Genomic DNA, 12,231 nt, shown 5'->3' with positions numbered 1-12,231 from the left:
CCCGGTCCTCGCGGAGCCGGGGTTTTCTCGTTCGGGAGACGCGGCCCCGCGGGGCCGCGCCGTCCGTCTCAGTAGTTGTAGGCGCGCTCGCCGTGATCGGCGATGTCGAGGCCCTCGCGCTCCTCTTCCTGCGTGACGCGCAGGCCGATCGTCACGTCGACGAGCTTGTAGAGGATCGCCGAGCCGATGCCCGACCACAGCAGGGTCAGGCCGACCGCTTCCGCCTGGACGATGAGCTGGCTCATCATGTCGTAGGCACCGACGGCGAGCTCGCCCGGCTTCGAGGTGTAGTCGGGGATGCCGACGCCGCCGAGGTTCGGGTCGACCAGGATGCCGGTCGCCAGCGCGCCCAGGATGCCGCCGATGCAGTGGACGCCGAAGACGTCCAGCGAGTCGTCGTAGCCCAGCGCGTTCTTCACGGTGGAGCACATCACGAAGCAGACCACGCCGGCGACGAGGCCGAGCACGATCGAGCCCATGGGGCCGGCGAAGCCGGAGGCCGGGGTGACCGCGACGAGGCCGGCGACCGCGCCCGACAGCATGCCGAGCAGGGACGGCTTGCCCTTGAGGGCCCACTCGGCGAACAGCCACGCCACCGCGGCGCCGCAGGTCGCCACGAAGGTGTTGAGCATGGCGAGGGCGGCGGTGCCGTTGGACTCGAGGTTCGAGCCGGCGTTGAAGCCGAACCAGCCGACCCACAGCAGCGAGGCGCCGATCATCGTCATGGTCAGGGAGTGCGGGGCGAGCAGGTCGCGGCCGTAGCCGATGCGCTTGCCCATGATCAGGCAGCCGACGAAGCCGGCGATGCCCGCGTTGATGTGCACGACCGTGCCGCCCGCGAAGTCGAGGGCGCCCTTCTGGAAGAGGAAGCCGGCATCCTTGTTGACCGCGTCGAGGGCCGCCTGGGCGGTCGCCTTCGAGGCGTCGTCGGTGGCGGCGGCCAGCGCCTTCGCGGCGTTGCCGACGGCGTCGGGGCCGGCCCAGTACCAGACCATGTGGGCCATCGGGAAGTAGATGATCGTGACCCAGAGGATCGTGAACACCACCAGCGCGGAGAACTTCATCCGCTCGGCGAAGGCGCCGACGATCAGCGCGGGCGTGATCATGGCGAACGTCATCTGGAAGCACAGATAGGCGTATTCCGGGATCACGACGCCGTTCGAGAAGGTCGCGACCGTCGAGTTCGCGTCGACGCCCTTCAGGAAGGCCTTCGAGAGGCCGCCGACGAAGTCGTTGAGGCCGCCGCCGCTGGTGAAGGCGAGGCTGTAGCCGTAGAACACCCAGAGCAGGCCGACGATCGACACGATCGCGAACACCTGGGTCAGCACCGACAGCATGTTCTTGGTGCGCACGAGGCCGCCGTAGAACAGCGCGAGGCCCGGGATGCTCATCATCAGCACCAGGGCCGACGAGATCAGCATCCAGGCCGTGTCGCCCTTGTTGGGGATCGGCGAGGGCGGCGGCGAGGCGGCTTCCGGTGTCGGGGTCTGCGCGAGGGACGGCTCGATCAGGAGGGCGGCGATCGCCGCCCCTCCCAAGCCGAGCATGAGGGCATGACGAAGTTTCATGGGCACGTGGCTCCCGGTCTCAAGTCCGTAGTGTTTCAGGAGGTCTGGGGATCGGCGGGCCCGGGCGCACCGGGCCGCGGATCAGAGGGCGTCGGCGTCGGTCTCGCCGGTCCGGATGCGCACCGCCTTCTCCAGCGGCATCACGAAGATCTTGCCGTCGCCGATCTGGCCGGTCCGCGCGGCCCCCGCGATGGCGTCGATCACGCTGGACGTCAGGTCCGAGGCGACGGCGACCTCGATCTTCAGCTTCGGCAGGAAGCTGACGGCGTACTCCGCGCCGCGGTAGATCTCGGTGTGGCCCTTCTGGCGGCCATAACCCTTCACCTCCGTCACCGTCAGGCCGTGCACGCCGATTCCGGTGAGCGCGTCGCGCACCTCCTCGAGCTTGAACGGCTTGATGATGGCCATCACGATTTTCATGGGCGACGCCCCCTTCGAAGTCCTCGGGAACCGTTGCCGTCACCCGACCTGCGGGACGAGCCGACCCGGACCGTCCGCAGGCTCGGGATGACCCGCGGTCGAAGGCCGCTATTCAAGGACTATGCCAGACAAGCTTGGCCGGGAACATTTTAGCCGGTCGCCGTTTTGCCCATCGATTAGCCCGATGCGGCCAGATCGCGGGCAGGTTTGGTCGCGCCGCCGCACAAAGACGAGGCAATCTGCCCAATTCCGTGCATCTCGCCCCGTTGCGTGCCGGCAACACACGCGCGGCAACGCGATTTAATCCCGCGTCGGGCGGATCAGCCCCTCCTGAGCCACTGACGCCACGAGGTTGCCGGCCCGGTCGAAGATTTGGCCCCGGGCGAAGCCGCGGGCGCCGCCCGCGACGGGGCTGTCCTGCGCGTAGAGCAGCCAGTCGTCGATCTTCACGGGCCGGTGGAACCAGAGCGCGTGGTCGAGACTCGCGGCCTGGATCGTCGGGTCGAACACCGAGCGCGCGTGCGGGATCAGCGAGACGTCGAGCAGGGTCATGTCGGACGCGTAGGCCAGCACGGCCCGGTGGAGTGCCGGATCGTCCGGCAGCGCCGAGGCCGCGCGCAGCCAGACATTGAAGATCGGGTCCGGCGCCCGGCCGCCCGCGCCGGCGGGCAGATAGCGGTTCAGGTCGACCGGCCGCAACGCGATCGGCCGCTCGCGGCCGAAATAGGCGGCGATCGCCTCCGGCATCCCGGTGCCGCCGGCCGCCGCCAGGGCCTTGCCGTCGAGGAGCCCCTCGGGCCCGGCCACCGCCGGCATCGCCGGCTGGTGCGTTAGCCCCTCCTCGACGACCTGGTAGGAGACCGTCGTGGCGAAGATCGCGCGCCCGTGCTGGATCGCCTTGACCCGGCGGGTCGTGAAGCTCCGCCCGTCCCGGATCCGCTCGACCTCGTAGACGATGGGCGTGCGCGGGTCGCCGGGCAGCATGAAGTAGGCGTGGAGGGAGTGGGCGGGACGGTCGTCGGGCACCGTCCGGGTCGCGGCGACCAGGGCCTGCGCCACCACCTGCCCGCCGAAGACGCGCCGCCAGCCTGTCTTAGGGTTCTGGCCGCGGAACAGGTCGACCTCCAGGCGCTCCAGGTCGAGGATGGCGATCAGCTCGGCGACGGCGTCCGTCATCGCGTCGGTGTTGGCGTCGGTCATGACCCGCGGGGTTTCCGTTCGTTGCCCGCGTGCGACATAGGCTTTTCGGACGAACCAATCCACGCGTCCCGCGCGGGACCCCTAGGAGATCCGCCCCGATGACGGCCGAGACGCCTCGCCCCGGCAGCCGCAGCCTCCTGATCGCCGGCGGCGGCCTGCCCAGCCTCGCCCTAGCCCTCGCCCTGAAGCAGGCCCACGGGCCGGCGCTGGCCGTGACGGTGATCGACCCGGGCGCCGCCGACCCCGCTCGGCATCGCGGCCGCGCCTACGCCCTCGCGGCGGGCGGGCGGCGCATGCTGGAGCGCCTCGGCCTGTGGGCCCGGGTCGCCGACGCGGCCGAGCCGATCGGCGAGATGGTGATCAGCGACAGCCGCCTCGCCGACCCGGTGCGGCCGGTCTTCCTGACCTTCGGCCGCGAGGCGGACGCGGAGCGCGACGACGGCGAGCCCTTCGCCCACATGATCGAGGCCGAGCCGCTCGCCGCGGCCCTCGCGGAGGCCTGCCGGGCGGCGGGGGTCGCGATCGTCGCCGCCGGGGTCGTGCGCGCGGTGCCGGAGGGGGCCGCGATCCGCGCGGCGCTCACCACCGGCGAGACCCTGCGGGGCGACCTGCTGGTGGCCGCCGACGGCGCGCGCTCGCGGCTGCGCGAGGCGGCGCGGATCGGCTGGGTCGGCTGGTCCTACCCGCAGGTCGGGATCGTGGCGACGATCGGCCACGCCCGGCCGCACGAAGGCCGCGCCTTCGAGCACTTCCTGCCCGCGGGCCCGTTCGCGATCCTGCCGCTGCGGGACGGCGGCCACCTGGGGCACCGCTCCTCCATCGTCTGGACCGAGCGGTCGGACGACGCCGAGGCCCTGCTCTCCGGCGGCCCCGACGAGGTGCTCGCCGAGATCGAGCGCCGGTTCACCCTGGATCTCGGCGCGCTCGCGCTGGAGCACGGCCCCAGCCGTCACCCCCTCGCCTTCGGCATCGCCCGCGCCTTCCGCGCCGAGCGCCTCGCCCTGCTGGGCGACGCGGCGCACGTGATCCACCCGATCGCCGGCCAGGGCCTCAATCTCGGGCTCGCGGACGCCGCGGCGCTGGCCGAATCCGTGACCGGCGCGCTGCGCCTCGGCCTCGACCCCGGCAGCCCCGACGTGCTGCGCGCCTACGAGCGTGCCCGGCGCTTCGACAGCTTCGCCATGGCGGCGGCGACCGACGGGCTGAACCGGCTGTTCTCGAACGACGCCCTGCCGCTGCGGCTCGCCCGCGACCTCGGCCTCGGGATCGTGGACAGGCTGCCGGGGCTCAAGCGCTTCTTCATCGGCGAGGCCGCGGCCGCGCGCGACTCGCGGCCGCGGCTGATGCGGGGCGAGGCGCTCTGAGGCGCTCTGAGGCGCCCACGGGCCGCGCGCGTCAGGCCCGCCCGGGCGCGGGTCCGCCCTCGCGCGCTCCGGGGCGGAGCGCGTCCGCGGCCTGCCGCCGCCCGAGCGCCCGCGCGGCGCAGATCGCCAGGACGGCGATGACCAGCCCGGCGATCACGTCGACGAAGTAGTGGCCGCCGTCGATCGGCGTGGCGGCGATGAGGAGGACGTTGACGAGAAGGGCCGGGATCCGGGCCGCGCGCAGGTGCCAGAAGGCCCAGATGTAGAGGGCCCCCAGCGCCGCGTGGAAGCTCGGGAACGTGATGATGCCCTCGACGTGGTCGAGGGAGATCGTCCGGAGCGTGCCGTCGCGCAGGCCGGTCAGGTCCGCGACGTGGACGTAGGACGCGGCCGGGTGCAGGCTGGGGAAGTCCGCCGGGGACAGGCCCAGGAAGACGAAGTTGGCCAGGGCCGGCGTCAGCGCGGAGATCAGGACCGTCACCGTGCCGGCGAGGGCGAAGGCCAGGACGAAGTCCCGCAGGGCCCGCAGCCGACCGCTGAAGCCCAGCAGGATGACCGCCAGCATGGTCTGCAGGATCAGGCTCCGGTAGGCCAGCGAGAGCGCGAGCCCGAGCCGCGGATGGCCGTCCACGAAGGCGAGGTAGGCGCGCCAGTCCAGTCCGAGCCGCCGGTCCCAGGCGTCGAAGGTCGAATCCCAGAGTGGGCCGCCGGTGCTCGCGACCGTGTACGACAGCGCGGCCGCGCAGGCGCTGAAGGCGATGACCTGCGCCAGCGCGCTCAGCGTCGCGGCGATGCGCGGCTCGGGGCGTCGCGTGCGGTAGACCCGCGCAAGGGCCTCGAGTCCGCCGCAGGCCGCGAGGGTGACGAGGGCGCTGTCCCAGGCGAAGTGCAGCCCGGCGACCGCCATCCAGACGATCGTGGCGACCAGCGTGGCGGCGATGAGGGGCCACGCGCCGACGCCGCCGCGCGGGCGCTCAGCGAACATCGGGGCCCCTGGCGTGTGGCGCTGTCATCGAAGGTCTTGCGGCCGGAATGCCGGCGGATCGTCCCGCACAAGTCTTAAGGATCCGCCCCGGACAAGCCCGACCGCGCGCGACGCCGGCGCCCGGCGAGCCCGTCGACCAAGCCGTCGACAACGCTGTCGACCGCGCTGTCGGCGGCCGCGCGGACGGCCCGGATCGGCCCGCGCAGCCCGCGAGCCGCGATCAGGTGCAGGGGCAGGCCGATTGCGGCGAGCAGCATCAGGCCGTCCCACCGGTCCCAGGCGGGCCAGTGCGGCGCCAGGAGGAGGAAGACGCCGCTGACGATGTAGAGCTCGAAGCTCGCCCGCCCCAGCAGGCCGGCCGCGGCGCGCGGCGGCCCGCGCAGCCGGCCGGCGACCGCCAGCGCGAACGCCGAGCCCGCCACCGCCGTCACGGCGAACAGCGCCGGGTCGCCGTACTGCCCGGTCGCGACGTGGACGAAGTTCCGCGGCGCGCAGAGCAGGAGCACCGCGAGGCCGCAGGCGCCGAGCAGCGCCGACACGTCGAACGCCCGAGGCCCGAGCCGCAGGCCCGCGACGTAGAACGGCAGGGCGCCCACGAGGGCGTGGACCTGCCAGTACGGGAACGCCCGCGCGCTGCAGGTCCACGACAGGGCCAGGGCGCCGCCCGGGACGATCCAGTAGCCGCCCGGGAAGGTCGCCGCGCGCGCCGCGGCGTCGATCACCCGTACAAGCCCCAGGGCGACCAGGAACCAGAGCACGCCCAGACCGAAGTCGCGGCCGCACAGCGCGTCGCCCAGCGCGTCCCCGGGCGACAGGGTGCCGGCGAGGGCCTGGGGCACCAGCGCGAGGGTGCCGAACGCCAGCGTCACCGCCACGAGCCGCAGCGCCGAGCGGCAGGCTTCGCCGAGACTCGCCTCGCCCTTGATCCGGTCGACCATCCCGCAGAGCAGGAAGAAGAACGGCATGTGGAAGGCGTATATGACCCGCCAGACCGCGAGGGCCGGCCCCGGCTCGGGCCCCGACGGGCCGTAGAAGACGGGCTGCAGCAGGTGGCCGGAGAGGACCAGCAGCACGGCGAGACCGCGCGCGGCGTCGAGCTGCAGGTCGCGGGGTGGGGGCATCGGGTCGGTTCGCGGCGTCGGAGCGCCGATGATGCCGCGCCGAGCCTTAGCAAGCCGTGTCACCGGAGCGCGGGATTCAACCTAGATTACGCCTCGTCGGCTCGCCGCGGCGGACGCCGCCGGCGCCCGCGCCTCAGCCGGCGACGAGCGCCCGCGCCCGGCGCAGCCACCGCAGGGACGCCTCGACCAGGGTCGGGCTGCGGTGCTTGAGGATCGCCGATTTCAGCAGCGTCCTCGGCACCTCCCAGAGCTGGACGGACCCGACCGGGAAATGCGCCACGTCGCCCGGCGTCAGGTGGTGGCGGCTGCCGTCGGCGTCGGTGACGAAGACCTCGCCGTCGAGGATGGTGATGATCTCGTCAGCGTGGTGGGTCCAGCGGAACGTGCTGGCCGTGGTGCGCCACAGGTAGACCTGCGCGCTGCCGTCATGGGTCTGCGAGACCTCCGCGACCTCGGTGACGGGGTCGCCGGAGACGACCCAGTCCGCCGGGATCGGCGCCGGGGCGAAGGCGGCGCCGCCGGACCGGACCGCCGTGCTGGCGACGGGACGACCCCGCTCGTGCAGCCGGATCTCCGCCGCGAGGCCGACCAGGGCGAGGCCGACGAGGAGGGCGGCGGCGGTGAGCGGCTTCTTCACGTTGGGCTCCCCACCCCGGCGCGGACGGTTCCGTCCGCGCATCCGCCACGATGGGTAGAGGCTCGGACTGCCCCGTTCCAGGCCGCCGCGCCGAACTTCGCGCGTTTAGCTTAACCCGGGCGCGCCGGATCCGGGGGCGCTCAGGCGGCGTCCGCCCGGCGCTCCGCGATCCAGCGCGTCGCGTCGGCCCGCGGGGCGACCACGTCGGTGTCGATGCGCAGCTGCGGGCTGTAGGCCGGATCCTCCGCGATGACGTCACCCCAGCGGCGCAGGAAGCGGGCGATCTGCGAGCCCGGCGCGAAGCTGGTCTGCCGCGAGGCGCTCTCGTGGTGCGCCAGCTCGGCGAAGGGCGTGTAGACGATGCGGTAGCCGAGCTGCCGCATCTTCAGGCACAGGTCGACGTCGTTGAAGTCGAGGGCGAAGCCCTCGTCGAAGCCGTTGACCGCCTCGAGCACCGCCTTGCGGGTGGCGAAGAGCGCCCCGGTCACCGCCGAGCAGTCGCGCTGCGTCAGGGCCCAGTCGCCGTAGGTCGGCTCGGCCGCGTCCCGGTTGTACCAGGGGTGGGCGAACACGTCGAAGATGCCGCCGGTCATGCCGGCATGCTGGATCTTGCCCGTGGGGAACAGCAGCCGGCCGCCGGCGCCGCCGACGCCGCGGTCCAGCGCGAAGGTCAGGAGCGCCTCGATCCAGCCGGGGCGGCGCACGACGAGGTCATCATTCATCAGGATGACGAGGTCGGTCTCGGCCGCGCGCCAGAGCGTGTTCATCTTGGCCGCGTAGTTGAACCGCTCGCCCGGAGCCCGGGTCGTCAGCAGGCGGGTCACGGTGAAGCGGTCGGAGCGGCCGCGGTAGATCGCGTCGTCGGCCACGTCGTCGCCGATCAGCACGCGGATCCTGTCGGCCGGGTAGGTGCTGCGGCCGAGACTGTCGAGCAGGTTGATCACGTGGGGCTTGGCGCCCTCCACGGCGCGGCCCTGGTCGTCCTTCGGGCGGCTCTGGTTGGTCGGCACGACCAGGGTCACGGCCGGCCGCGCGTCGAAGCTCCGGCGGATCTCCAGCGTGTCCGGGGTCAGCCCCGGGGCGGTGCGCAGCGGCATGCCGGAGGTCTCGAACCAGCGGTCGAGGGCGTGGGCGCGCGCCGTGCGCGTCGCCTTCGGGCGCTCCAGCGGCGAGGCGATCAGGGTCTGGGGGATCCGGTCGATGCCGATCCCCGCGGAGATCGCGCCGAGCAGGAAGCGGAACCACGCGGCGCTGCCGTGGCGCAGGCCGAAATCGGGGCTCAGGCCGGCTAGGGCCGAGACGCGGATCAGCAGCGGGAAGCCGATATAGTCGTCGGCCATCAGGAGGGCCGGGTTGAAGGCCGGCTTGCAGTGGACACTGCGGACCTGACCGGCGCCGTCCACCACGGCGTCGTCGCCGTAGAAGATGCCGATATCGGGCCGCTCCGCCAGCGCGCGCGTCAGGTGCGCCGCGAGGTCGGGGCGCAGCTCGGAGGCCGTGGGCGCGACGAAGATCGCCCGGCAGGCGGGGAACTGGCCGGAAGCGACCTGGGCGAGCCGGCGCTCGTCGAGGGGGCGGAACTGCCCGTCGAGGGGCAGCGGCAGGATCGCGTCCGGCCACGGGAGCGTGCCCCACGAGGCCGACGGGGCCGGAACCGGCTTCTTCTTCAACACGGGTCGCGTCTCCGGGGATTCAGGACCGTTCGGCGGCCAGGAGGCGGGTCAGGCTCGCCTCCATGGCCCGCGCCACCGCGCCGATGGACAGCCGCTCGCGGATGCGCGCCCGGGCGGCGGCGCCGATCCGGGCCGCGTCGCCGCCGGTCACCGCCCGGGCCGCGTCGTTGAGGGCCCGGGTCAGGTCCGCCTCGTCCACCTGGCCCCACTCGGCGCCGCGCAGGTACGGGCCGTAGGTCTGGTCGAGGGCCGTGACCTCGGCCTTCACGGGGAAGCCGCAGGTGGCGTCGAGGAAGTCGCGGCAGCCGCCGTAATCGGTGGCGACCACGACCTTGCCCATCTCCATCGCCTCGGCGATCGTCAGGCCGAAGCCCTCCGAGGAGTGCGACGACGCGTAGACCGCGCAGAGATCGAACAGCGCGCCGAGCTCGTTCTGAGAGAGCGGCTGGTCGATCACCACGACGTCGCCGGACGTGCCCACGAGGTCGAGGAGCTTCTTGCCCTCCTCGGGCAGGTCGAACACGTGCTTGGTCTTGAGCACGAGCTGCCAGCCGGCCTGCCCGAGACCCGCCGCCCGGAAGGCCCGGATCAGCGCGTGCGGATTCTTGCGGGCGAGGTAGCTGGAGCCGTCGAAGGCGTAGAGGATCACCCGCTTGGACGGGTCGATCGCGAAGGCCTTGCGCAGGTTCGCCTTGGCGGCAGCGCTCACCGGCTCGCCGGCCTCGTTCTCGACCACGTAGGGAACGACGTCGACCGGGATGTCGGTGATCTGCCGGAAGATCGCCGCGCAGAACTCCGTGGGCGCCCAGATCGCGTCGAGGCCGTCGACGGTCGGCAGCCAGCCCCCGGGCACGTGCGAGGTCTCCCAGACGAACAGCCCGATCTTCAGCCGCGCCTCTGCGGCGATCGCCCGCTGCCGGTCACTCATCAGCGAGTGCCAGCTGTCGCCGTTGAAATGCACCAGCGCGACGTCGGCGGGGCCCGAGAAGGTCCGGGCCTGCCACGCGGGCGCCACCCGTGCGTGGACGTGGAACGGCCGCTCCATCGGGTGGACGTTCAGCGCGAAGGGGGTCCGATGCAGGGCGCGGGCGTAGCTCCGGGCCGCGACGCCGAGGCCGTTGGCGTAGTTCATCGGCGAGACGTAGGCGACGCGCAGCGGCCGCTCCGGCGCCCGGGGCCGGCGCAGGTCAGCCCAGATCTTGGCGCCCGGATACGTGTAGGTCACGTCGAGCCGGTCGAGGTCGAAGCCGCGCTCGGCGATCGCCTCCCGCACCGCCGCCCCGCCGATCGCGGCGTGCTCGCCCAGCAGCGAGCGCTTCACGAACGGGAAGCCCTGGCTGAGCATGTTCTCCCAGTCGAACAGGGTGCGATTGTTGCGCGGGTCGTTGACCAGCGACATGTGCTTGTTCTGGGCCGAGAACAGGCTGCGCATGCCGAGCCCGGCCGCCCGCATCCGCTGCGAGAAGGTCAGCTCGTACTCGGTAATGACCGCGTTCTTGTCCGGCCAGTTCGCCACCGACAGGAGGAAGTGGTTGAACGCGTACGAGGACAGGCAGCGCCGCTTCAGGGCCAGGAAGAAGCTCTGGAGGTGGTGGCTGTAGTAGAAATTGTCGGCGAGGCCGATCACCGCCTCCGGGAAGGCGTCGATCTTGGCGAGCAGGCCGGCGAAGTCGTCGCGGTCGAGGGGCCCGACGAGGCTGTCGTTGGCGAGGTAGAGCGTCTCGGAATCGAGGAGGTCGGTGTCCTCCAGGAGGACATGCGCCCAGGCGGCGAAGTCGAAGCCGCTGTTCTCACGCAGGTAGACCGAGGCGCAGAGATCCAGGATCGCCTGCGGCACGGCGTTCTTGTGCTGGTCGGCGGCGATGATCAGGACGAGGTCGGTCCCGTTCTCCGCGAACGCCCGCAGGTACGGCTCGACGTGGCCGCGGATCCGCCCCTCGGGGCAGTGGGTGATGAACAGGGCGGTGCGGCCGTGCCGCCGGGGCTCGCGCTTCAGGCAGGAGAGGCGTGCGTCGGAGGCTTCCGGCACCGCGGCCCCGGGGACGCGGCGGGTCAGGCGGCCCGCCTCCAGGCCGGTCGTGACGTAGTCGATCAGCGGGTTGAGGCCGAGCGCCGCGACCTTCGGGTAGCGGGCGCGGTACCAGGGCGCGTCGAAGCGCGGCGACGGGCTCGTCGTGCGGCCCCCGTCGGCGAGGAAATGCGCCAGCGGGTTCTGCCCCGCTGCGCCGTCGGCCGCGTCGTCTTCAAGGTAGGTCTCGGTGTACCAGCGCGTGGCGAACCAGGGCCCCGGGTCGAGGTTCTCGGCGGCGCCGTGCTCCAGGTAATGGACCAGCGGGTTGAGGCTGTCGGCCCGCACCGCGGCGGACTGGGCCGCGTACCAGTCGGGATCGAACAGCGGGTGGGGCGCGTAGCGGCGGTAGCCGCCGGCCATCACGTAGTGCTCCAGGGGCTCGAGCCCGCTGGTCTCGGCCTCGGGGCAGCGCTCGCGGTAGAACGCGGCGTCGAACAGGCCCGACCGCCGGATCAGGTCGACGTGCCGCGACAGGCCGGCGAACTCCTCCGGGTTGCGCAGGTAGCCCTGCTTCCGGCCGGTCTCGAAGAAGTGGCTCAGCGCGTTGCCGCCGGCCGCGCGGGCATCCGGATAGCGCGACAGGTACCAGGCGGTGTCGAACTCAGGCGACGGGTCGGTGTCGCTGCGCGACAGGAAGTCGGAGAACGCCCGGGCGCGGTGCTCCGCGCCGCCGAGGTAGCGCGTCGCGTACCAGTCCGGATCGAACAGCGGGTTGGGGCGGATGCCCGCCGCGGCGCCGCGGTCGAGGTAGTGGAGCAGCGGGTTGGTGCCCTCGGCCCGGAGGCCCGGGACGGAATCGAGGTAGAGGTCGCCGTGGAAGAGCGGGTGCGGCCAGCGCCCCTCGCGCCCGCCGTGGACCGCGTAGTGCACCGCCGGATCGATCCCCTCGCCGACCACGTCGGGGTAGCGCCTCGCGTACCAGGCCGGGTCGAACAGGCCGGATTCCTTGACCACGCGGACGAGGTCCGCCTGGCGGGGTTCGGTGCGGCGGCGGCCCTTGAGGCGCCGGGTCAGCGGGCGCGCGAGGGACTGCGCCGCGCCGGCGAGGCCGGCCTTCTCCGACGATCCGACGACGAACACATCTCGAAGGCGCATGGTCAGGTCCGGATACGCGGGAAGCCCGCAAAGCTGCCCACGCCGCGATCCGCGAGAGACATCAGAGGGTTCGGCCGGTCCGGCGGTCGCGGGTGAG

Annotated in this window: 9 protein-coding genes; 1 reads left to right on the top strand and 8 read right to left on the bottom strand. The window is 72.6% G+C overall.

The window, feature by feature from the left end:
* Positions 1-68: 68 nt before the first annotated feature.
* The 3 genes from ACLBYG_RS12305 to tesB form a co-directional block, all read right to left on the bottom strand.
* A complete protein-coding gene (locus tag ACLBYG_RS12305) occupies positions 69-1,568 on the bottom strand; it encodes an ammonium transporter (RefSeq protein ID WP_091679542.1) in 1,500 nt (499 codons plus the stop codon).
* An 81-nt stretch (positions 1,569-1,649) separates the two neighbouring features.
* On the bottom strand, positions 1,650-1,988 hold the full coding sequence (locus ACLBYG_RS12300) for a P-II family nitrogen regulator (RefSeq protein ID WP_010683623.1): 339 nt from the start codon (positions 1,986-1,988) through the stop codon (positions 1,650-1,652).
* Between the two features lie 300 nt (positions 1,989-2,288).
* Positions 2,289-3,188, bottom strand: coding sequence for an acyl-CoA thioesterase II (gene tesB, locus ACLBYG_RS12295; protein ID WP_091976800.1), 900 nt, complete (start codon positions 3,186-3,188; stop codon positions 2,289-2,291).
* A 98-nt stretch (positions 3,189-3,286) separates the two neighbouring features.
* Between tesB and ACLBYG_RS12290 the strand changes: the two genes are divergently transcribed.
* Positions 3,287-4,552, top strand: a complete 1,266-nt coding sequence (locus tag ACLBYG_RS12290; protein WP_447681633.1) for an FAD-dependent monooxygenase — start codon at positions 3,287-3,289, stop codon at positions 4,550-4,552.
* A gap of 31 nt (positions 4,553-4,583) precedes the next feature.
* On the opposite strand, the gene ACLBYG_RS12285 is transcribed toward ACLBYG_RS12290, so the two are convergent.
* The 5 genes from ACLBYG_RS12285 to ACLBYG_RS12265 form a co-directional block, all read right to left on the bottom strand.
* Entirely contained in the window at positions 4,584-5,537 is a 954-nt protein-coding gene (locus ACLBYG_RS12285; protein ID WP_447681632.1) for a phosphatase PAP2 family protein, read from the bottom strand.
* Positions 5,538-5,611: 74 nt separating this feature from the next.
* The gene (locus tag ACLBYG_RS12280) at positions 5,612-6,658 is read right to left on the bottom strand and encodes an acyltransferase family protein (protein WP_447681631.1); all 1,047 of its coding nucleotides are present in this window, start codon (positions 6,656-6,658) and stop codon (positions 5,612-5,614) included.
* A 133-nt stretch (positions 6,659-6,791) separates the two neighbouring features.
* A complete protein-coding gene (locus tag ACLBYG_RS12275) occupies positions 6,792-7,295 on the bottom strand; it encodes a cupin domain-containing protein (protein WP_020092621.1) in 504 nt (167 codons plus the stop codon).
* Between the two features lie 140 nt (positions 7,296-7,435).
* Positions 7,436-8,968: a glycosyltransferase family 2 protein gene (locus ACLBYG_RS12270; protein ID WP_447681630.1), complete on the bottom strand. Its 1,533-nt coding sequence runs from the start codon at positions 8,966-8,968 to the stop codon at positions 7,436-7,438.
* A 19-nt stretch (positions 8,969-8,987) separates the two neighbouring features.
* Positions 8,988-12,134, bottom strand: coding sequence for a rhamnan synthesis F family protein (locus tag ACLBYG_RS12265; protein WP_447681629.1), 3,147 nt, complete (start codon positions 12,132-12,134; stop codon positions 8,988-8,990).
* Positions 12,135-12,231: the final 97 nt, after the last annotated feature.

The organism is Methylobacterium sp. D53M (assembly GCF_053345625.1).
This window is presented reverse-complemented; position numbering and strand designations above follow the sequence as displayed.